This window comes from Xanthobacter aminoxidans, from assembly GCF_023571765.1.
Taxonomy (GTDB): domain Bacteria; phylum Pseudomonadota; class Alphaproteobacteria; order Rhizobiales; family Xanthobacteraceae; genus Xanthobacter; species Xanthobacter aminoxidans.
Genome location: NZ_JAMJXC010000002.1, coordinates 57,977 through 80,137 on the forward strand (window position 1 = coordinate 57,977; position 22,161 = coordinate 80,137).

The 22,161-nt window shown below is 66.8% G+C and carries 17 protein-coding genes; 2 read left to right on the forward strand and 15 right to left on the reverse strand.

Features of this window, described 5'->3' with window-relative positions; genetic code table 11:
* Window positions 1–39: 39 nt before the first annotated feature.
* The 13 genes from EJ105_RS03000 to EJ105_RS03060 all read right to left on the reverse strand — a co-directional run bounded on the left by EJ105_RS03000 (window position 40) and on the right by EJ105_RS03060 (window position 17,119).
* A complete protein-coding gene (locus EJ105_RS03000) occupies window positions 40–1,461 on the reverse strand; it encodes an amidase (protein WP_431192956.1) in 1,422 nt (473 codons plus the stop codon).
* A gap of 2 nt (window positions 1,462–1,463) precedes the next feature.
* Window positions 1,464–1,985, reverse strand: coding sequence for an aromatic-ring-hydroxylating dioxygenase subunit beta (locus EJ105_RS03005; protein ID WP_250165248.1), 522 nt, complete (start codon window positions 1,983–1,985; stop codon window positions 1,464–1,466).
* Between the two features lie 12 nt (window positions 1,986–1,997).
* On the reverse strand, window positions 1,998–4,874 hold the full coding sequence (locus tag EJ105_RS03010) for an FAD-dependent oxidoreductase (RefSeq protein WP_250165249.1): 2,877 nt from the start codon (window positions 4,872–4,874) through the stop codon (window positions 1,998–2,000).
* An 86-nt stretch (window positions 4,875–4,960) separates the two neighbouring features.
* Window positions 4,961–6,088, reverse strand: coding sequence for a 2Fe-2S iron-sulfur cluster-binding protein (locus tag EJ105_RS03015; RefSeq protein WP_250165250.1), 1,128 nt, complete (start codon window positions 6,086–6,088; stop codon window positions 4,961–4,963).
* Entirely contained in the window at window positions 6,085–6,906 is an 822-nt protein-coding gene (locus EJ105_RS03020; RefSeq protein ID WP_250165251.1) for an FAD binding domain-containing protein, read from the reverse strand. The genes EJ105_RS03015 and EJ105_RS03020 overlap by 4 nt, the downstream gene beginning before the upstream one ends.
* Window positions 6,903–9,305: a xanthine dehydrogenase family protein molybdopterin-binding subunit gene (locus tag EJ105_RS03025; protein WP_250165252.1), complete on the reverse strand. Its 2,403-nt coding sequence runs from the start codon at window positions 9,303–9,305 to the stop codon at window positions 6,903–6,905. The genes EJ105_RS03020 and EJ105_RS03025 overlap by 4 nt, the downstream gene beginning before the upstream one ends.
* Window positions 9,306–9,380: 75 nt before the next feature.
* A complete protein-coding gene (locus tag EJ105_RS03030; protein ID WP_250165253.1) occupies window positions 9,381–10,469 on the reverse strand; it encodes a TRAP transporter substrate-binding protein in 1,089 nt (362 codons plus the stop codon).
* 49 nt (window positions 10,470–10,518) lie between these two features.
* A complete protein-coding gene (locus EJ105_RS03035; protein WP_250165254.1) occupies window positions 10,519–12,408 on the reverse strand; it encodes a TRAP transporter large permease in 1,890 nt (629 codons plus the stop codon).
* A gap of 58 nt (window positions 12,409–12,466) precedes the next feature.
* A complete protein-coding gene (locus tag EJ105_RS03040; RefSeq protein ID WP_250165255.1) occupies window positions 12,467–13,075 on the reverse strand; it encodes a TRAP transporter small permease subunit in 609 nt (202 codons plus the stop codon).
* Between the two features lie 70 nt (window positions 13,076–13,145).
* Window positions 13,146–13,781, reverse strand: coding sequence for a maleylacetoacetate isomerase (maiA, locus tag EJ105_RS03045; RefSeq protein ID WP_029555990.1), 636 nt, complete (start codon window positions 13,779–13,781; stop codon window positions 13,146–13,148).
* Window positions 13,782–13,897: 116 nt separating this feature from the next.
* Window positions 13,898–14,266 carry a hypothetical protein gene (locus tag EJ105_RS03050; protein WP_024276908.1) on the reverse strand — a complete coding sequence of 123 codons (369 nt, stop codon included), beginning with the start codon at window positions 14,264–14,266 and terminating at the stop codon, window positions 13,898–13,900.
* Between the two features lie 401 nt (window positions 14,267–14,667).
* Complete coding sequence (locus tag EJ105_RS03055) at window positions 14,668–16,749, reverse strand: ATP-binding protein (RefSeq protein WP_250165256.1); 2,082 nt, start codon at window positions 16,747–16,749, stop codon at window positions 14,668–14,670.
* Window positions 16,736–17,119 (reverse strand): response regulator, encoded by a 384-nt coding sequence (locus EJ105_RS03060; RefSeq protein WP_250165257.1) that lies wholly within the window; start codon window positions 17,117–17,119, stop codon window positions 16,736–16,738. The genes EJ105_RS03055 and EJ105_RS03060 overlap by 14 nt, the downstream gene beginning before the upstream one ends.
* A gap of 223 nt (window positions 17,120–17,342) precedes the next feature.
* Between EJ105_RS03060 and EJ105_RS03065 the strand changes: the two genes are divergently transcribed.
* Window positions 17,343–18,638, forward strand: a complete 1,296-nt coding sequence (locus EJ105_RS03065) for an EAL domain-containing response regulator (RefSeq protein WP_250165258.1) — start codon at window positions 17,343–17,345, stop codon at window positions 18,636–18,638.
* A gap of 25 nt (window positions 18,639–18,663) precedes the next feature.
* A complete protein-coding gene (locus EJ105_RS03070; protein WP_250165259.1) occupies window positions 18,664–19,437 on the forward strand; it encodes a response regulator in 774 nt (257 codons plus the stop codon).
* Between the two features lie 67 nt (window positions 19,438–19,504).
* Here EJ105_RS03070 and EJ105_RS03075 read toward each other — a convergent pair whose 3' ends face one another.
* Together EJ105_RS03075 and EJ105_RS03080 are read right to left on the reverse strand one after the other, a co-directional pair.
* Complete coding sequence (locus tag EJ105_RS03075) at window positions 19,505–21,181, reverse strand: methyl-accepting chemotaxis protein (protein WP_250165260.1); 1,677 nt, start codon at window positions 21,179–21,181, stop codon at window positions 19,505–19,507.
* Window positions 21,182–21,303: 122 nt separating this feature from the next.
* The gene (locus tag EJ105_RS03080; RefSeq protein WP_024276902.1) at window positions 21,304–21,975 is read right to left on the reverse strand and encodes a response regulator transcription factor; all 672 of its coding nucleotides are present in this window, start codon (window positions 21,973–21,975) and stop codon (window positions 21,304–21,306) included.
* Window positions 21,976–22,161: the final 186 nt, after the last annotated feature.

The window sequence follows — 22,161 nt, forward strand, 5'->3', positions numbered from 1 at the left end:
ACGCATCTCCCGCGGCCGGTCGCCCGGCTGCGGGAAACCTCAGATGGAAAGCCCCGCTGCAGGACAGGCGGGCGGGGGCATCTCGGCCGCAAGGCCCGCAGCGGCCGAAAGCAGCGCCATGTCGGCGTTCCACCGTCCCACCAGTTGCACGGCGAGCGGACCGCCATTTTCCGCAAGCCCGATCGGAACGGCGAGCGCGGGGTGGCCGGAAAGGTCGAACAGGGACAGGGCCGAAGTCCATTCCGCCCGCAGCGGACCGACCGCCTCGCCGTCGATCACCAGCGGCTCGGAGAGGTCGAAGTCCGCAGCGACCAGCGGTGCGGAGAGGCAGGGGGTGAGGATGAAGTCGTACTGCGCGAACTTCGCCTGAACGCCCCGGAACAACTGGGCGCGGGCCACCTGCGCCCGCATCAGGTCGAGCGCACTGAAGCCCCGCGCGGCCTCGATTCCAGCCCGCAGCGCCGGCGACAGCCGCGCGAAATCCTCTGCGGAGGTCGAGGCGAAACGCAGCGCCCAGTTGGTCTGCTGCAGGGTGCTCCAGATCGGATCGGGCGCGACGAGGGCGTAGTCCTCCTCGACCACCACTGCGCCGAGCCGCTCCAGTGCGCGCGCAGCCGCCCGGGTCGCCGCCTCGACCTCGCGTGAGACGCGGGCGTTGCCCGTGCGCATCCACAGGAGCACGCGGGCACCCTCCAGACCTGCCGCAGCCGGCGCGAGCGAGGGTGCCCGCAGGCTCCAGGGGTCGGCTGGTAACGGGCCGGCGATCACGGGCAGCGTCGCCGCGATATCTGCCACGCTGCGGGCGATCAGCCCGAGATGGATGAAGCTGCCGAAGGCATCGGGCACCCGCTCGTGCGGCACGAGGCCGAGGGTGGGCTTGAAGCCATAGGTCCCCGTCGCGGCGGCAGGCAGGCGGCTAGAACAGCCGGCGTCGGTGGCGAGCGACACCGGTGTCACTCCCAGCGCGACGCTCGCTCCGGCACCGGAGGAGGACCCGCCGCAGGTGAGGTCCGGCGCGAAGGGATTGAGCGTCAGGCCCGTAGGGGGCGACGACCCGAGCGGCGAATGGGCGAATTCCGTCGTCGTCGTCTTGCCGATGATGATGGCGCCCGCCGCCCTGAGCCGCGCCACGGCAGCGATATCCGAAGCCGCTGGCTGAGCCTCGGCGAACAGAAGCGACCCCCAGCGTGTCGGCAGGCCGGCACAGTCCAGGATGTCCTTGACCGTGACGGGCACACCGGTGAGCGGCCCCGGCGTCTTTCCGGCGGCGATGCCGGCGTCAATGTCTGCCGCCGCAGGGCGGGCCCCCGCGCCATCGAGGGTGGCGAAGCAGTTGAAGCCGGCCTGTGCCGCCTCCGCACGTGCCAGCGCCCCTTCAACCGTTTCCATCACCCGCTGCGTACCGGCAGAATGGGCGGCAGCAAGGCGCGCGACCGCGCTCTCTCCCATGTGACGTTCCATGCTCACACCGGGATGCACAAGGCGTTGTCGATGAGCAGGCTGTCATAGATGCAGATGCGCGAGGCGAGCTTGAGTCCCCCCTCCTCCCGCACGAAGCGGTCGATATAGCGACCCACCTGATGGATGGTGGCGTCCGGCCGGTCGAACAGCACCTGGAACACCACATAGTTCGCGGTTGCGTCGATGCTGCCATCCACCGCCTCGGCGACCTTCAGATTGCCCACCATGTGCCGCAGATAGCGCGGCGCGAACATGGCGGTCTTCTCCAGCGCGAAGGCGCGGTCGCGAATCATGCCGCGGTTCTCGCAATAGATGAGGCCTACGGGGAGCTTCCGGTCGTAGTTCTCGCGGGAGATGATGTTGTAGAAGCCGTTGACGGTGAACATCTCGGCCCAGTCCGCGAGGCGCTGCTCGTCGAGGGCGGAGGCATAGGCCTCGTTGAAGGCCTCCACCTCTGCCTTCAGCAGCAGCGCATCGATGAGATCGTCACGGGAAGGCGCGTTGGCGCTTGAAGGATTCAGCATGTTCGCGCCTCCTCAGGCGATGCCCATGGCGTCGCGCCAGTGGCGGTACATGGCACGGATGGCCGCTTCCGAAATGAGCGTATCGGCGGTACCCGCCTCGGTGCCGGGATCGAGCTTCACCAGATGCTCGCCACCCGGCACGCCCAGCATGCCGTCCTGCACGAACTTGATGGCCTCGTTGTCCTCCAGCCCCAGGAAGCCGGCCGGCCCCATGAGGTTGCCCTGGCGCAGGCGATGGCGGGTCATCTCCTCGTCGTCACCCTCGAAGCCGAACATGGTCCATTTCATGATGAATTCGTTCGGACCGGTCGGCACGATGTGACGGATGCCTAGCGTGTTCATCTCCCGCTGCACGATGAGGTTCGGCCAGATGGTCGCCATGGTGACGGACCAGGGGCTGTCGAACTCGTCGATGAAGTCCATGAAGCGCGGCTCCTCAAGGGTCATGCCCTCCTTGTAGGCGCGCATTTCCTTCTTCTTGTCGGCGTCGATGTGGGTGGTGTCCGATTTGGCGGAAGCCATCACCCCGTGCCGGCCCGAAGGGTCCGCCAACATCAGCGACTTGTTGCCCGCGACCAGCAGGCCGAACGTGACCAGGAAGGTGTGCAGCAGGGTTGCGTGATAGGGGTCCTTGAGGTTCTCGTGATAGAGCTTCCAGTTGCCCGGCAGGCTATGGCGATAATGGCCGAGCAGCTTGGGCTTGCGGCCGTCAAAGGTGGCCTCGAACTCCCGCAGCACCTCAGGTCCGAGATACTCGGGGAAGCTCTCCATGCCGTCGGCATAGGAGGCGAAGACGACGCCGCGATGCGTGGTGACGTTGAGTTGCTTCAGGCCATGGTCGGCCGGCTTGAAGTCCTTCGGCATGCCGCCCTTGCCGTCCACCCCACGGCGGAAGGGCACGCCCACGAGGTTGCCCTTCAAATCGTAGGACCACTGGTGATAGGGGCAGACGAACTCCTTGGCATTGCCCGACAAATCCCGGCAGAACTCGGCCGCGCGATGGGCGCAGCGGTTCTCGAAGACGTGGATCGTGCCGTCTTCCGCGCGGGCCACCACCACGGGGGTCGGGCCGACATTGGAGCGGATGAAGTCGCCGGGATTCTCGATCTCGCATTCCAGCGCGACGAAATTCCAGGTGCGGCCGTGGAAGATGCGCTCAACCTCGCGCTGGTACACGGTTTCGTCGGTGTAGACCCAGTCGGGGATGATGGACAGGCCTTCCTGCGGCCACACATATTTCTTGGCGAACTGGACGTCGGGGCTCGCGCTCATGTCGTCCTCCTCGGGATCGATTGGCGTGGGATTGGTTTCTTGGGGTGCAAGAAGACGCGCGCCGTGGGCGGCAAGGTCGAAGGGGGTGTCGGATACCAGTTCCGCGCGGGCGGCGCGGATGGCGGCGGCATCGGAGAAGGCGATCACGGCCGTGACGCGGCCGTCGGCGAGGGTGCGGTAGACGGCGCCGGCCGCACCATCGGTGCCAGTCAAGGCCACTTCATTTCCAGTTCCGGGCACGCCCAGCATCTGGATGTTGAGGCCGAACTGGTCGGTCCAGAACCACGGCGCCTTCTCAGTGCGCGCGGCGGTGTCGCCGGCGATGCTGCGGCCGGCGGCGGCGCCTTGCTCCTCGGCATTCCGCCAGCTCTCCAGCCGGCCGCGCCGGCCGTCGAGGGGCACATGGTGGAGCGCGCAATCGCCCGCCGCCCAGATGCCGTCGACGCTGGTGCGCCCGAACGCATCCACCACGATCCCGCCCGCGACCTCGCAGCCGGCAAGGGCCGCAAGCGCGGTCTCCGGCACGAGGCCCACACCCACCAGCACGGTGTCGGCAAAGATCTCGCCAGTTGTCGTCGCGAGCGCCAGAGCCCCGTCCCGCGCAGTGATGGCTTCCACCGCAACATCGCGTCGGACCTCGACGCCATGGGCTTCGGCAAGCCGACGGAAGGCCGCGCCGAGGGCGGGCGGCAGGAGGCGCGACATCAGCTCGCCCTCGCGCTCCAGCAGCACGACCTTGAGGCCGCGCGCCCGGGCGGCAGAGGCGAGTTCCAATCCGATGAAGCCGCCGCCCACCACCGCGACCGTGCGCGCGGACGCCAGGGACGCCGCGATGGCCTCCGCATCCTCAAGGGTGCGCAGGTGGTGAACACCCGGCAGATCATCGCCGGGAATACCGAGGCGCCGGGCCGTTCCGCCAGTGGCGATGAGTAGGGCGCCATAGGGAATTTGCGCGTTATCCGAGAGGGTTGCGACCCGCGCCTCCGCATCGACAGCTGTGACGCGTACGCCCGGATGGAAGGTCACGCCCAGCGCCGCCACGTCGGCGGGCGGCAGGCGACAGGCGGACGCGCGATCGAAGGCGTCGCCAAGCGCTTCCTTGGAGAGCGGAGGCCGCTCATAGGGCAGATGCGGCTCGGCGCCGACGAGGTGGATGGGAGCCGAAAAACCGGCCGCCCGTGCTGCGCGGATGGCGGCGGCGGCGGCCTGTCCGGCCCCGGCGATGACCAGGGGCAGGGAGCTTCCGCCCGTGTTTTCAGCTACTTGAACCTCTTCCAGCGGTCCGGCATCAGAAGGGCTCTCGCTGGCGCTATCGAGGTCCACGAACACCGCGCCGCCCTCCACCTTGGCGGCATAGGTGGCGAGGTCCTGGGTGAGAGGGGCGCACAGGGCGCGGCCGGTGCGGATGTCGAAGACGCCCTGGTGGAGGGGGCATTCGATGGTGCCGTCCTCCACATAGCCGTCCTTCAGGAAGGCCAGCGCGTGGGTGCAGATACCATGGGTGGCGTGAACCTCATTTCCCATACGAAACAAGGCGATAGGGACACCATCCACCTCGACGCCGGTGACGCCGCCGTCGCGCAGCGCGTCGAGTTCCGCCACCTTTCTGAAACCCATCGCGTCCTCCCACCGTTTCCGGCGATTTTAATCAGTATACTTTGCATTTTCGGGCGACAAGACACCCGGCATTCGCACATTCCACATCAGTTCAGGTGGCGTTCCACCCAGGTTTTCACCCGTTCACACCACGTTGCCAGTACCACTTTGAAAATGCCGGTTGCCGAGAGTCCCGTCGCAGCGGTCGGCGCCTCCCCCTTCAGGGCGGCGGCGAGATTGGCCGCAAACACCCCCGTCAGGTGTGAGACGAGATTTTGCACGAGCGCCCCCCGTGAAAACTGGGCGAGGGGGCCGGAGATGCGGTAGCGCAGCGCGAGGTCGATGGCGCTGCCCGTGCCGGCCGGCTTCAGGGCGAAGGTGATCTCGCCATGGGCTCTTGAGCCGGAGCCACCGTCCCGGCCGGAGCCGTTGACGAGGCCGGTCCGGGCGGCGTCGTCGAAGGTCACGGTGGCGTCGCCGCCGAAGGCCGCCTTGATGGGGCCGAAGGTGACGACCATGCGGCCCTCCAGCCGCTCCCCGTCGAAGGCCGTGACCTCGGCACCGGGCAGGCAGCGGGCGATGAGGTGGATGTCCTTCAGCGCCGGCCAGACGACCTCCGGCGCGGCATCCACCGTGAGGCTCTGGCGGATCTCGCTGCCGCCCGCGCCCACCACCGCCGGCGCCGACGCGGCCTTCACAGCGGAAGCCGCAGCAGCCACCGGCGCGGGCGCGGCAGCAGCCGCGATGCCGGCCGCCTCCGCCTGTGCGCACGGCGCCTTTCCGGCCGAGACGGCGCAGACGGCGTTCACGATGCCCACATAGCCGGTGCAGCGGCAGAGGTTGCCGCTCAGTTCCTCACGCACCGTGCGCTCGGAACTCTCCCCCAGGCGGCTCACGATGTCGCGGGAGGAGATGAGCATGCCCGGCGTGCAGAAGCCGCACTGGAGCGCATGATGGACGGAGAAGGCCTCGCGCAGCTCGCCCATCAGCGCATCGCCATCGAAGCCCTCGATGGTGCGGATGTCCGCCCCGTCGCAGGCGGCGGCGGAGGCGATGCAGGAGCGCTGCGGCTTGCCGTCGATGAGCACGGTGCAGGCGCCGCACACCCCCTGCTCGCAGCCGAGATGCGTGCCGGTGAGGTTCAGTTCCTCGCGCAGGAAATCGGCGAGATGGGTGCGCGGCTCTACCTGTCGGGAGAGGCGCTGGCCGTTGACGGTGAGGGTGATGGCGTTCATGCGAGCCCCGCATCGCTGAAGGCGCGGTCCACGGCCACCTGATGGAGCGCGCGGAACGCCTCCGGATGGCCCGCCAGCGCGGCCTCGATTTCTTCGTGAGCGGCGGCGCGTGCCCCCGCCATGTCCCCGGCCTTCAGCCGCTCCCCAGCCCCGGCCAGAACCAGCGGCGGGGCCTCCACGGCGCCCGCCACCACGCGGGCAAGACCGCGTCCGGCATCCACCACCACGGCGCCGATGGCCTGGGCGAATTCGCCGGTCTTGCGGCACACCTTGTGGTAGCCCGTCTTCGCCCCGGCGGAGAGCACCGGCACGCGCACGGCGGTGATGATCTCGTCCGCCCCCAGCGTGGTCGTGTAGGCCGCCAGCATGAAGTCGGCCATGGCGCAGGCCCGGGTGCCGGAGCGGCCACGAATGAGCAGCGTCGCGTCCAGCACGGTCATGGTGCTGATCCAGTCCGCCGCCGGGTCCGCATGGGCGATGCTTCCGCCGATGGTGCCGCGATTGCGCACGGCGCGATAGGCGATGCCGTGGGCGACGCGGCGCATGAGACCGCCGGTGACATCCGGCACCACGCCGTCCTCGATCTCCGCATGGGTCCAGCCGGCGCCGATGTCGAGATGGGCCGCGCTGCCTTCCAGCGTGCGCAACTCGCCGACGCGCCGCAGGTCTACCAGAGCGGCGGGGCGGGCAAGGCGCAGGTTCAGCATCGGCCCCAGCGAGCAGCCGCCGGATACGGGCTTTGCGCCCTCCCCCGCCAGCACGGAAAGCACCTGATCGAGGGAGGTCGCGAGGGTCAGGTCGAAGGCTGCGGGCTTCATGCGGCGCTCCGTCCGTTATTGGCGCGACGCGCCTCGGAGAGGGCCGCGAGCACACGCTCCGGTGTCGCGGGAATCTCGCACAGGGTGGCGCCAATATCCTTCAGCGCATCATTGATGGCGTTCACGATGGCCCCCGCCGGGGCGATGGCGCCGCCCTCTCCTACTCCCTTGATGCCGTGGGCGGAAAAGGGCGAGAGCGTTTCCGTGTGGGCGATGCGCACCTTGGGCAGCTCGGTGGGGCCGGGCAGCAGATAATCCACGAGGGTGGAGGCGAGCGGCTGGCCCTCGGAATCGTAGGTGCTTTCCTCGAACAGCGCGGTGCCGACGCCCTGGGCAACGCCGCCATAGGCCTGCCCCTCGACGATCATGGGGTTCACCATGCGCCCGCAATCCTCCACCACCACATAGTCGAGGATTTCCGTCGCGCCGGTCTTCACGTCCACCGCCACGAGGGCGGCGTGGGTGGCGTAGGAGAAGAGGCCCGTGTCCACGTCCGGCTTGTAGCCTTCGGTCACTTCGAGGCCGCCCGTGTCCACGCCGTCGGGCAGCACCTCGGGGGTCCGATACCAGGCGCGGGCGATCTCGGCGAAGGAGATGGAGCCGGTCGGACCGTGGATGGCGCCGCCCTCGAACCGCACCTGATCGGCCGCGCATTGCATGAGATGGGCGGCCAGCGCCTTCACCTTTTCCGCCAGCTTCTGCGCCGCCTTGGACACGGCCCCGCCGGCCATCACCATGCCGCGCGAGGCATAGGCACCGGTCGAGAACGGCGTGGTGGCGGTGTCGCCCAGCGTGACGCGGATCTGCGCGATGGGCAGCGTGAGGATTTCGCTCGCCACCTGCGCCAGCGTCGTCTCCAGCCCCTGGCCGATGGTGTGGATGCCGGCCTTCACGTCGGCGCTGCCGTCCGGGTTGAGGCGGATGGTGGCCTGCTCGTAGCCGGGCACCAGAGGCGTGCCCCAGGAGGCAAACACCTTGGTGCCGTGGGCGGACTGCTCCGTATAGGTGGAGAAGCCGACGCCGATGCGCCGGCCGTCCATCTCGCCCATCTTCTGCCGGGCGCGGATGGCGTCGAAGCCGATCATCTCGCGGGCAGTGGCGAGCGAAGCGGGATAGTCGCCGCTGTCGTAGAATTTCTTGGTGATGTTGAGGTACGGCATGGCCGCGGCGGGCACGAGATTTTCCGCCCGCACGTCCACCGCCTCACGGCCTACGGCGGCAGCGACCGCATCGATGGTCAGCTCCATGGCGAAGCACACGCCCGGCCGCGCCACGCCGCGATAGGGCGCGAAGGGCGGCTTGTTGGTGGCCACCGAATAGGTCTTGCAGCGATAGTGGGGCCAGATGTACGGCCCCGGCAGATTGCCGCCGGCCTGCGCCGCCTCAAGGCACGCGGTGAAGGGCCAGACCGAATAGGCGCCCACATTCACCGCCACTTCCGCGTCGAGGGCAAGCAGCTTGCCGCGCGCGTCCGCATAGGCGGTGATGACATATTCATGCTCGCGGGCATTGGCGCCGGCGGTGAGATGCTCGCGCCGGTCCTCGATCCAGCGGAAGGGACGCTTCAGCGTCATCGCCAGCCACGCCACCAGCACTTCCTCGGGCTGGAGCAGGCACTTGTAGCCGAAGCCGCCGCCCACATCCGGCGGGGCGATGCGGATCTGCGCCTCCGGCAGGCCGAGCGTCTCGGCGAGGCCGGCGCGGATCATGTGCGGCACCTGGGTGGAGGTGTTCACCACCAGCGTGTCGTTCTGGAAATCCCACCACGCCACCAGCCCCTTGCCCTCCATGGGGTGCATGCACTGGCGGCCGGTGCGGAAGCGCTTCTCCACCTTCACAGCGGCGGTGCGGGCGACCTCCTCGATGCCGCCGGAATCGAAGCTGGTTTCGAGGAAGAGGTTGTCGCCCCACGCCTCGTGCAGCAGAGCGGCGCCGGGTGCGCGGCCGCTGTCGCAATCGACGATGGCAGGCAGCTCCTCATAGTCGAAGAGCGTGGCCTCGCAGAGGTCCTCCGCCTCCGCGCGGGTGGGCGCATAGGCCATGGCGACGATGTCGCCGACAAAGCGCACCTTGTCCCGCGCCAGCGGCGGGTGGGCGGAGAGCTTGTAGCCGGGGATGGTGGAGCGGGTGATGATGTCGGCGACATCAGCGCAATCCGCCGAGGTGAACACCTCCCCCTCATGCCCCTGCGGCTTGGTGACTGCGAGGATGCGCGCATGGGCCACCGGACTGCGCAGGAAGGCCACGTCGCTCATGCCGGGCATGCGGATGTCGCCGGCGAAGCGGCCGCGGCCCATCAGGTGGCGCGCATCCTCCTTGCGGCGGACACGGGCGCCGATGCCTTCGCCGCTGACGGCGGGATGGGCTTCGTGATCCCGAGTCTGTTGGTCGATCGACATGGCATCCCCTCAATCTTGGGCTGGCGGGGCGGCAGAGGCCGCCGCCCCGCATCGTTCAAATCGCGAGGCTTCCGCTCACGGCCACTTGGGCGCGGAGAAGCGGAAGGTGTCGAGGCGGAAGTCTGCCACGCGCATCCAGGAATTGGACTCGTTCAGGAAGGTCTTCCACGGCTCGTAGATCTTCTTGAAATCGGGGTTCGACGCGGCGAGTTCCGCGAAGGTCTCCAGCGTCGCCTTGTAGACGGCCTCCATCACCGGCTGCGGGAAGGCGCGCAGCTCGACGCCGGCGGCCAGCAGGCGACGCAGCGCCTCCGGGTTCTTGGTGTCGTAGTTCGCGAGCATCATCAGGTTCTGCTCGGTGGCGGCGGTCTCGAAGGCGGCCTTGAAGCCGGGCGGCAGCGCGTCCCAGGCGTCCTTGTTGGTCAGCGTGGTGATCTGGGCGCTGCCCTCCCACCAGCCGGGCGTGTAGTAATACTTCGCCACCTTGTTGAAGCCGAGCTTCTCGTCGTCATAAGGGCCGATCCACTCGGCGGCGTCGATGGTGCCGCGCTCCAGCGAGGGATAGATGTCGCCCGGCGCGATCTGCTGCGGCACCGCGCCGAGCTTGCTCAGGATGCGGCCGCCGAGGCCGGCGATGCGCATCTTCAGGCCCTGAAGATCCTCGACGGTTTTGATCTCCTTGCGATACCAGCCGCCCATCTGCACGCCGGTATTGCCACAGGGGAAGGAGACCATGTTCTCCTTGCCGAACAGCTCCTGGATCAGCGCCTTGCCGCCGCCGTAGTAATACCAGGCATTCTGCTGGCGGGCATTGGTGCCGAAGGCGATGCCGCCGTCGAAGGCATAGGCCGGATTCTTGCCGGTGAAGAAGGAGGTGAGGGTGTGGGAGCACTCCACCGTCTTGTTCTTGGTGGCGTCGAACACCTGCGTCGCGCCGACGATCTCGCCGCCGGCAAACGGCATCACCTCGAACTTGCCCTCGGTCAGCTCGCCGATGCGCTGGCACATGGCCACCGCCGAGCCGTAGATGGTGTCGAGGCTCTTCGGCCAGCTGGTCGCCATGCGCCACTTCACCGTGGGCTGGCTCTGGGCGATGGCCGGCGCGGCCACCAGGGTGGCGGCGGAGCCGGCGGCGATGTTCGTCAGGAAAGTCCGTCTTTTCATTGTCATTCCCCTTATTTTTGACTGGTCGGCGTCTGTCGGCAAACGGGGGTCAGAGCCCGGCGCCGGGCTTCGGCAAATCGTCGAGGCCGGGCATGGCGGGCAGACCGAGGCCGCTCGCGGGGGCATCGAGGCTGTCGAGCTGGCGCTGGGCGGCGGCGGGGTCGGAGGCGGGCGCCGAGGACTTGTAGTGCATCACCATTCCGGGGAAGGCGGCGATGAGGGCCACCATCACCATCTGGATCACCACGAAGGGAATGGCGCCCCAATAGATCTGCGCGGACGTCACAGGCTCCATGCGCTTGCCGGTGAGACGGTCGAGATAGGCCGTCTTCGGCGCCACCGAGCGCAGATAGAAGAGGGCGAAGCCGAAGGGCGGGTGCATGAAGGAGGTCTGCATGTTCACCCCCAGCATCACGCCCAGCCAGATGAGGTCGATGCCGAGCTTGTCCGCCGCCGGCGCCAGGAGCGGCACCACGATGAACGCCAGCTCGAAGAAATCGAGAAAGAAGGCGAGCAGGAAGATCAGCAGGTTGATGAACAGCAGGAAGCCGATCTGCCCGCCCGGCAGGCCGGTGAGCAGATGCTCCACCCACACATGCCCGTTGATGCCGTAGAAGGTCAGCGAGAACACCCGCGCGCCCACCACGATGAAGATGGCGAAGGCGGAGAGCTTGGCCGTCGTCTGCGTCGCCTGGGTCAGGATGGAGAGGGAGAAGCGCGCCGGGTTCTTCTCCAGCCGGCGCTTCAGCGCCGCGAGCACCATGGCGCCCACCGCGCCCATGGCGCCGCCCTCCGTGGGCGTCGCGACGCCGAGGAAGATGGTGCCGAGCACCAGGAAGATGAGCAGCAGCGGCGGCACCATCACGAAGGTGACGCGCTCCGCCATGCGCGAGACCAAAGGCATGCCCGTGAAGCGCTCCACGCCGCCGGCGATGAAGGCATAGAGCGCGCCGGCGGCGATGATGTCCGCCATGAGGCCGACCGTGGGATGCCCGCTCTCGCGCAGCAGCACATAGGCTCCGGCGAAGGCCGCCGTGAGGACGGCGGAGAGCACGAGCCGCCGCGCGCCGAGGAAGCGGTTAAGCAGCGCGGAGACGAGGGCCACCACCACCGCCGTGCAGATGGCGAGGATCGCGTAGTCCGCCCCCGCCTTGATGCCGGTGTCGCGCATCACCACCGTGGCGACGGCGGCGGAATAGGCGACCAGCACGCCGAGCTGCCACACCCCGCGCGCGCCGGACGGCTCGCAGCAGGTGAGCGCCTCCCGCGGCAGGCCGGGCGCTGATTTCGGCGACACGATCGTCACCACGAAGACGAACAACGCGTAGAGGCCGGAGAGGATGAGGCCGGGCAGGAAGGCGCCTTCGTACATGTCGCCCACGGAGCGGCCGAGCTGGTCGGCCATCACGATCAGGACCAGCGAAGGCGGGATGATCTGCGCCAGCGTGCCGGAGGCGGCGATGACGCCGGCGGCAAGGCGCCGGTCGTAGCCGTAGCGCAGCATGATGGGCAAGGAGATGAGGCCCATGGAGATGACCGAGGCGGCCACCACGCCGGTGGTCGCGGCGAGCAGCGCGCCGACGAAGATCACCGCATAGGCAAGGCCCCCGCGCACCGTGCCGAACAATTGGCCGATGGTCTCCAGCAGGTCTTCCGCCATGCCGGAGCGTTCCAGCACCAGCCCCATGAAGGTGAAGAAGGGGATGGCCAGCAGCACCTCGTTGGCCATGGTGCCGAACACCCGCTCCGGCAGCGCCTGAAGAAGCGGCCAGGACAAAGTAATCGCGTCCGGCGCGTAGGGCGAAAGCTCCACGGCGATGAAAAAGAACAGCAACCCGTTGGCGGCCAGCGCGAAGGCGACGGGATAGCCCAGCAGCATGAACACGACGAGGGTCGCGAACATGATGGGGGCGAGGTTGTGGGCGATGAACTCGATCATCGGGCGAGACCTTCAGCGAAGCGGGCGTCAGTGCGGGGCGACGAGCAAAGAGGCGCCCTCATGGCCGCATGCCCCCTTCCGAGATCCGCGGGTCCACCTTGGCGAGTTCATGGAGGATGCGCTCCGCCTCGGCCTCATGCAGGTCTGCCCCGGCGGCCTCGGCAAGGTCGCCGCGCATGATGGCGATGCGCTTGATGAGCTCGCTCACCCCTTGCAGCAGCAGCAGCGCGAAGCCCACGAGGATGAGCGCCTTGGCCGGCCACAGGATGAGCCCGCCCGCATTGGTGGAGGTCTCGCCGGACTTCAGCGAGTCGAACACGAACGGCACCGAGAGCCACACCATCAGCGTCGAAAACACCATCAGGAACAGGACGATGCAGGCGATCTCGATGATGTTGGTCACGCGCCGGCTCAGCCGGGAGGCCACGATGTCGATGCGGATGTGCTCGTTGAGCTGGAGCGTCCACGGCGCGCAGAGCATGAAGACCGCGCCGAACAGGTACCATTGCAGTTCCAGCCAGGCGTTGGACGACACGCCGAACATCTTGCGGACCACCGCATTGGCGGCCGAAACGAGGATGGCGACGAAGATGGCCCAGCAGGCCACGCGGCCAACGAAAACATTGAGCGCGTCGATGGAACGCGAGATCGACAATAGAGCTTTCATGCCTCTACTCCCGGGGCAGGGGGACGTGAGTGGCGCGTAACTTTAGAACTCGAAAAAGAACTATTCTAAACTAGGCGGCATCCGCCTGATATTTGGGGTGCGTGGACTCGAAGCAATCGAGGGCCATGCAGTTCTCGTAAATGCCCATCACCAGCGGATAGGGCGTCACGTCGCAATTGAAGCGCTGGGCGTTGAACACCTGCGGCACCAGGCAGATGTCCGCCATGCCGGGCGCATCCCCCAGCACGAACCTGCCGCCGAGGCCCCGCGTCGCAAGCGTCGCCTCGAGGCTCTGAAAGCCTTCGGCGATCCAGTGGGCATACCAGGCATTGCGCGCGGCCTCGTCATGGCCGAGGCGATCGAGATGCTTGAGCACCCGCACATTGTTCAGCGGGTGGATGTCGCAGCAGATGGCCTGGCTGAAGGCACGCACATAGGCCCGCTCGATGGGGTCCTTCGGCAAAAGCGCCGGCTCGGGCCGCGTCTCCTCCAGATATTCCATGATGGCGAGCGACTGGGTGAGCACCAGCGCGCCATCCACGAGGGCGGGGACAAGGCCTTGCGGATTGAGGCGCACGAAGGCATCAGCCTTGTGCTCCATCTTCGGCAGGCTGATGGCACGCGGCGTCGCGGAGAGCCCCTTGAAGGCCAGCGCGATGCGCACCCTGTAGGAGGCGGACGACCGGAAGAAACCGTAGAGTTCCATTTGCGCACTCTGGAAGTTTTGTTTTTTCTTCACACGCAAGGAACGGCGACGGCGCGAAGCCATCGCCGGAGATGGGCGGCGCAGAGCCGCCCGGAAACGTCAGCCGCCAGAAGCTGTCAGCCGGCAGCCTTGGCGAGGATCTCGTCGGGCGTCGAAGACACGACCTTGGCGTAGCGCGGCACGAACTTGCCGCCGACGATATGGCGGATGAAGGAGGGCTTGATCTCCTCGGCCAGGATCTTGCGGATCTTGGCGTGCTCCTCGATGTCCTTCCACTCGGCGATCAGATAGAAGCGCAGTGGATTTTCTTCATCGCGAAGCAGAACGCCGTCCTTCACCTGCGCCCACGACTTGTGCATGGGATTTCCATCCGAATAGTCGAAGTCCTCGAACTCGCGGATGAACTCCTCCTCCACGCCGGGATTGATGGTGAAGTCGTAGATGTGGAGGTAGTTGCCCTTGGTGGCGAGCGGCTCCTGAGCCATTCCTGTCTCCCTATCGTTCCCTGGAGACGACGCACCCGATCGCAACACGACCTGACGGCGCTTGCTCCTGTGGCGCCCGCCTGCGGCGGACTCCATTAATAGGAGTACACTGATTATTTCGGCCGTCAATGCGCCACGTCAGAATTCCTGCAAAATGGCGCTGATGTGAGCTTATTGCCGGGAAATCGCGCAGATTGCTGCCACTTTGGTGGTCGAAGGAAATCCATAAATGAGGTGATACTGATTAATTCCGCCCATTTCGATGGTGCAGCGCAGCGCGCAGCAAAGCCGCGCCGGGACGGCCGGATCTGCGCGCAGCACCTTCGCGGGGGCGGATGGAATGAGCGGCAGTGCGGCGTTGCGGAATGCCCCCGATGGCCGCGGCGGCCGCGCGCAGGGCCTCAGACGGCCTGCGCCGCCGGCTTCTCCTCGAGCGCGGGAAGCTCGATGGTGAAGACCGCGCCGCCCTCCCCGTTCTCGACGGAGAGCGCGCCGCCATGGTCGCGGATGATGCCGAAGCTCACGGACAGGCCGAGCCCCGTGCCCTTGCCGGGCGGCTTGGTGGTGAAGAAGGGCTGGAAGATGCGCTCCCGCACCTCGTCGGGGATGCCGCCGCCATTGTCTTCCACGCGGATGCGCAGCACGCGGCCCGTCTTGCCGGGCTCGGAACCGACGCTGAGCTGGATGAGGCCGGGGAAGTCCTCGCCGGTGCGGGTGCGACGCTCGACGATGGCGTCGCGGGCATTCTGGATCAGGTTGATGATGACCTGTTCCAGCTGGTCCTGCCGGCACAGCACCTGCGGGATGTCCGACCCCTGCGCGGTCCGGACCTCGACATTGTCGAGGCGCAGATGCGCCCCCACCACCTGCAGCGCGCCCTCCACCGCATCGAGCGGCCCGGAGGGCTGGAGGTGCTCGTCGCTCTTGCGGCCGAAGATGCGCATGTGGTCGATGATCCGGCTCATCCGCGTCGTCTGCTGCACGATGCGGTCGAGCTTGGAGACGAGGTGCTCGGGCGGCAGCCCCATCTTCATGCCGGTAAGCGCGTTGGACGCGGCAAGGCGGATGACGCCGAGGGGCTGGTTGATCTCGTGGGCAAGCCCGGTCGCCACCTCGCCCAGCGAGGCGAGCTTGGACATCTGGTAGAGCTTGTTCTCCTCCATCCGCCGCTGGGTCTGGTCGACCGCGACGACCACCACCTCCTGGCCACCGGAACCGCCCCTGTCCATGCCCTGCAGGGGTGCGACGACGATCTCCGCCTCCAGGTCGGTCCCGCCATCGGAGAGGTGCTCGGTGATGTGGCGGGGTTCCTTGATGTCGTCGACGAGGTTGCGGAAGCGTCGGCTGCCCAGATAGTTGTGCATGAGGCATCCGAGCGCGCCGTCGGGCGGCGAGCCGATCTCGGTGGCGCCGTCCGGCGTGACATGCATCACCGAGACACCGGGCACCCGGCTGATGGCATCGAGCACGTTGGCTTCGCGCAGGCGGGCGAGCGCCTGCACCTCCTGCGCCTCCAGCCGCTTCTGCAGGTTGAGGTAGCTGCCGCCCACCGCGACCATCACCAGGAGGGCAATGGACAGGCCGGCCGCCGTGCTCCAGATCGCCGCCTTGAAGTCCGCGGTCTGGCCGCGGACAAAATCGGTTGAATAGGCGACGGAGACGAGGATCGGATATTTGCCGGATCGCACGGTGTAGCCAACCCGCTCCACGCCGTCGATGGTGCTCGCCTGGTGATAGGTTCCGCCACCATTCTGCATGGCGGCGATGAAGGCTGCGGATTTGGAGATGTCGTCGCCGAAGCTGGTCTTGCTGGTGGCACGGGCGCGGGCGATGCCGTCGGTGCCCATCAGGGCAATCAGCTCGCCCTCCTCGGTGCGCAGCTGCTTGTAGAAGTCGATGAAGTCGCTGATGGCATAGGAGGCGACCACCACGCCGGCGAACTCACCTTGGGCGTCGCTCAGCGGCCGGGTGAGCTGGATGGTCCATTTCTTGGAGACGCGGCCGAGCACCGGCTTGCTGATGAAGAGCTGCCCCTTCGCCGGGTCCTTGCCCATGTGCACGCGGATATGCTCGCGATCGGAGAGATCCACCTTCTCCGGCCCGGGCGGCGCAAGGCTGGTCGCGACCATAATCCCGTTCTTATCCGTGACGGCGAGCTGGACCAGCGAGGCCGGGACGTTGAAATCCTTCAGCTGCTCGTAGATCTGGTAGGGTGAGGCGCTACTGTCGTGGCCGCTGGCGAAGTTCTGCAGCAGGGCGTCGATGGGCTCCACCGCCTGCTCGAAGCTGCGCATCAGCAGTGTCGCCATGCGGTGCGCCGAGATCTCCGCCTTCTCCATCTCGGCCTGGCTGTGCAGCTGGAACAGCACCAGCGCCGCGACGAGCGGAATGACGCCGACGAGGAAGACGAGCCCTCCCAGCATCAGCGTGACGCGGTTGAAGCCCCGGCCGTCCGGGCGCGAGGGGGCGTCAGGTGCGGGCATCGGCGACACCTCCAAGCTCGACCAGGGCCTCGCACAGGGCATCAAAGGCCAGCGGCTTCGGGAAGCAGCGCAGCACGCCGACCTCCCGGGCCCGCGCCATGTCGGCCTCGGCGGCATGGCCCGTCATCATCAGAAAGTGCAGATCACGGGTGGGGAATCGCCCGAGCATCGTTTCCACCAGGGCGACGCCGTCCATGTCCGGCATCCGCATGTCGGTGAGCACCACGCGGATATCGGGATCGCGGGCGAGCACGTCGAGAGCATCCACGCCGCGCCCCACGGAGCAGGTCGACAGGCCGCGAAAGCCAAGAGCCTCGACCAGTTCGTCGAGATATTCCGGTTCGTCATCGACAATGAGAACGTGATTCATCTGCCGTCGGACCTATTCGGACGGTATCAATTGGCGGCTATCGGTGCTGCGCCGCACTCCACGCTTGGCCTGACTTTTCGTCAAGGCCAACTCATTCCGTTTTGGAGCGAAATCCGGATCAGTTGCCGCCTTGCAATGTGACAACCGGAGTGAAATATAAAAGACAAGAGCGGAACGCCTTGGGCAATCTAAAAGATTCGGGCGCCGTGAAAAGAGGTGCTCCATGTCGGCGGAACGCGATCCGGTCAATCATCGTGCCGGACGCGCAAATCTTCGGCGGATCCTCATCCTCGACGATGACGACGCTTTCCGGGAAGACTTAGCAGAATACCTCACGTTCGCCGGACACCAAGTGGATCATACCTCCCAACCGGAGACTTTGACCCCGGCCCGCATGTGCCAGACCGACATTCTCCTGCTCGACTTGAACATGCCGGGAATCGACGGCGTGGACGTGCTGCGCAATCTCTGTCGCTGCGTGCTGAGCCCTCAAGTGGTCCTCATCAGCGGAAGTGACGTAGATGTGATTGCGGCCGCCGCGGAGGCCGGGCGCATGAGCAACATCCGCGTCCTTGGCACGCTGCACAAGCCGTTCGATCCCGAAGACCTGCTGGCTCTCATCGGTGGCGATGCGGCCCAGGAGTTCGATCGCGGCGCCCCCGGCGGCGCGCCGTCCGAGGCGCAGGTGATTGCCTCGGTGGAAGCTTCTCTCGCCGCCGACACCGTGCCTGTGAAGTTCCAGCCCAAGTGCCACCCGGACCACCGCACCTTCGCGGGAGCCGAGGCGCTGCTCGGCGACGCGTGGCCCGGCCTCGGCCGGATCTCGCCGTCTGCCGTGATCGCGGCCGCATCAGTCAATCCCGATCTGATGCGGCGGCTCACGCTTCGCGTGGTCGAGACCGCCGCGCGGGGGGCCGCGGCGTGGCAGGCGGCCGGCCTTCGCGGCCCCGTCAGCATCAACATGCCGCTCGACGTACTCACCGAGCGCCAAGCGTCCAATCTGCTCGCCACCACGGTCCGCAATGCCGGCCTCACCCCCGCGGACGTCATCCTGGAACTGACGGAAGACGCGCTTTACGGCTCCTCCAGCGATGCGCTGATGGCACTCGCCCAGATGCGCATGGCGGGATTTGGCATCGCCCTGGACGACGTGGGGCAGCGGCAGAGCGGCCTGCTCCAGCTGGCCCGCCTGCCCATCACCGAGCTGAAGGTCGACCGCGCGCTGATCGTGCAGTCCCGCGGCACCGAGAAGTCGCGCAGCATCCTTGAGGCGCTGATCCAGCTCGGCCATCGCCTCGGCCTCAAGGTGGTAGCCGAAGGCATTGAGACCGAAGAGGATTTGTCACGGGTCAAGGCGATGGGGGCCGATCTGGTCCAAGGTTTTCTGATATCGCGCAAACTTGCCCTTGCCGAACTGATTGCGATGTTCAAGGAATGGAACAAACCGGACGCCACAACCGGGGACGTCAAGGTCGAGGAAGCCAAACGCGAGGACGCCAAGCCAGATAATGCGCAATGACAGCCCCAAGCATGGCCCAGGCGAAATGGCCGAGCCGCAGGTGCTTCTGGTCGATGACGATCCCGACGTGCTGGAAGAACTGCACGACGGCCTCTCGATGCTCGGCATTCCCTCGCTCACCGCGACCACAGCCGTGGAAGCGCTGGACCTCGTGCAGCGCAACGATCCCCTGAAGGTGATCGTCACCGACCTGCAGATGCCGCGCATCGACGGCATCGAGCTGCTGCAGAAGCTCTCGGTGCGGCGCCGCAAGCATCCCATGGCCGCCATCGTCATCACCGGCCATGCCTCCCTCGACCGCGCCGTGGGCGCGCTGCGCCTCCAGGCGGTGGACTTCCTCCAGAAGCCCCTCGCCGCCGAGGAGGTGGCCCATGCCATCCAGCGCGCGCTGGCCATCGTCGAGGACGAGGCGCTGACGGCGAACGGCGAGGACGATCCACCCGCCACCATCGCCCGGCCGAACTACATGAAGGCGCTCGTCGCCGCCCGCGCCGACCGCGACGCCATCTTTCAGGCCGGCCTGTTCTCCGATCCCGCGTGGGAGATGATGCTCGACCTCGCGGTGGCGGAGGCCAGCGCCCGCCCCATCTCCGTCACCAGCCTGTGCATCGCCTCCGGCGCGCCCACCACCACGGCGCTGCGCCGCATCGACGATCTGGAGACGGCGGAGCTGGTGAAGCGCGTGCCGGACGCCCGCGACCGGCGGCGCATCCTGGTGGTGCTGACAGAGCAGGGCCGCGGCCGCATGGAGGCCTTCGTGCGGCGCCAGGCCGACCGCTTCGGCATCAAGCTCGACTGAACCAAATTCCGCAAATGAAAAGGGCCGGTGTCTCCCGACACCGGCCCTTGTTCTTGTGCGGCGCGGATCAGGCGGCGCGCAGGGTGGAGACGAAGCTCGTCACCTCGCGCTGGAGATCCTGCGACTGCTCGGAGAGGGCCGAGGACAGGCTCATGAGCTGGGTCGCGGCGGAGCCGGTCATGCCGGCGGCCTGGCCGACGCCGGACATGTTGTTCGTCACCTGGGTGGCACCCTGGGCTGCCCGGTGGGTGTTGGCGGCGATCTCGCTGGTGGCGGCCCGCTGCTCCTCCACCGCGCCGGCGATGATGGCGGTCAGATCACGCACGTTGTTGATGGTGGTCACGATGCTCTGGATCGAGGTCACCGTGGCCGAGGTCGCGTGCTGGATCTCGCCGATCTTCATGGAGATTTCGTCGGTGGCCTTCGCCGTCTGGGCGGCGAGCTCCTTCACCTCGGAGGCGACCACCGCGAAGCCGCGGCCCGCATCGCCCGCCCGCGCCGCCTCGATGGTGGCGTTGAGGGCGAGGAGGTTGGTCTGCTCGGCGATCTCCTTGATGAGGTTCAGCACCTGCCCGATGGACTGGGCCGCCTCGGAGAGCTGGCGGATGTTGTCGTTGGTGCGCTCGGCCTCCTCGGCCGCCGAGCGGGCGATGACCGCCGAGTTCGAAACCTGGTCGCTCATCTCGCGGATGGAGGCGGACAGCTCCTCGGCGGAGGCGGCGACCGTCTGCACGTTGTCGGATGCCCCCTCGGCGGCGATCGTCACCGACTGCGCCTGGCGGGACGTTTCCTCCGCCGTGGCCGAGAGATTGCGGGCGGCGTCCGCCACCTCGCCGGACGAGCCGGAGAAGCGCTCGGCGAGGGCACCCATGCGGCTCTGGAAGGAATTGGCGATGGAGACACGCTCGGCGACGAGCTGCTGCGCCATCTCCTCTTCCTTGCGCTTCTGCTCGGCGCGCAGGTTCTCGGTCTCGACGAGGCCGTCGCGGAACACCTCGAGGGTGCGGGCGATGTCGCCGATCTCGTTCTTGGTCTCGCGGTTCGGCACATCGGTCTCGAGGGCGCCGCCGGCGATCTTGCCCATGGCGTCGGTGACGCGGTTGAGCGGGCGGGTGATGCCGATGACGATGAAGGCGACGGCGGCAAGGCCGAGCACGATCTGGACGCCGATGGACACAAGCAGGACGAAGCGCGCCTCGTTGTAATCCGCAACAGAAGAGGCAGCGGCCGCCTCGGCGGACCGGTCGTTGAGTTCAACGTTCTTGTCGAGGCCGGTGACGACCGAATCGAACAAGACAAGGGTCTTGCTCGCCAGTTCGACAGCCTCTTCCACCATGCCGGACTGGTGCTTGCCGAGGAATTCCGCCTGGGCCTGCGTGTAGTCAGCCCAGTGCACCATCACCGAGTTCCAGAGATTGCGCTCTTCCTGGCTGGAAATGAGCTTCTCATAGTCCGACATCGCCTTGCCGTTCTCGGCGAGGAGACGTGTCATGCGCGACTGAAGGGCCGCGCTTTCCTTGGGGTCCGTCACAAGGAGGATGCGCATGGCCGCGACGCGAACCCGGGTCATCGTATACTTGACCTCGCCCACGGCGCGCACGCTCGGGAGCCAGTTGGTGGTGATTTCCGTCGTATTGTCGTTGAGGTGGCTGAGCTTGGTGAGGGCCAGAACCCCCTGTCCGGCCGCCAGAGCGACCAGGACAAGATAGAGGCCGATCAATGTACTCTTGACGGTCAGACGCATTTTTGTCTCCCCATTTTCGGGTTGTCTCGAACTTGTCTCGGATTTGAAAGACAAAGATCCGTCCCGTCCTAGCCAATCAAGCTGGGTTGTAGCTTGCAATTCTGCGGGACTCTTTCGCCCGCTCAGCCGACGTACTGGTAGCCGAGATAGCGGCGGGCATCGATGACGTCGCGGCCGAGCTTCAGGCGCAGCTTCTTGCGCAGCTTGCTCATGTGGCCCTCGACCACGCTCTCGTCCACGTCTTCGTTGAAGATGCCGTAGATGGTGTTGAAGATCTGGGTCTTGGTGACCCGGCGCTTCGAATTCTTCACGAGATATTCGAGGATGTGCCGCTCGCGGCGCGGCAGGGCCAGGGGCTCTCCGTCCACTTCCGGGTCGCGGCCATCGAAGAACACGCGCAGGCGCTCGTCGAGCGGCATCTGGATGTCGCCCGAGCGCACCCGCCGCCACACCGCATCCGCGCGGGCCACGATCTCGCGCACATGGACGGGCTTGCGCACCACGTCGTCGATGCCGGCGGTGAAGAGTTCCAGCGTCTGGGTGAGGGACTTCACATCCTCCAGCGCGATGATGGGCGCCTTGCTGTGCGAGCGGATGAGGTCGGGATAGGTGATCCGCGCCTCGGACTCCCCGATCAGGAAGCTTTCGACCGCGCCGAGATCCTGGTCCGAGGTGGTCTCGATCCAGTCCCGGAACTCGTTACCCGAGAAGCTCTGCGAAGAAAAACCTTCGCGAGAGAACGCCGACACATAACTTTCCGCAACAGACGCACGCTCATCAACGACCACGTACATGATACCCTCCATCATGTCACAGCATTTCCGCGCGATCGGCGTCGATGTCTTACTGACTTATTGACGATCCGAACGACACAAAACCCCTATGACGCGGCGGTGGAGCGAGCAATCTGAAGAGAAACGGGTTTGGGAGCGAATTCATTGCCAAATCGGAGTGGCCGCGGGATCACCGGCCCCGGAAAC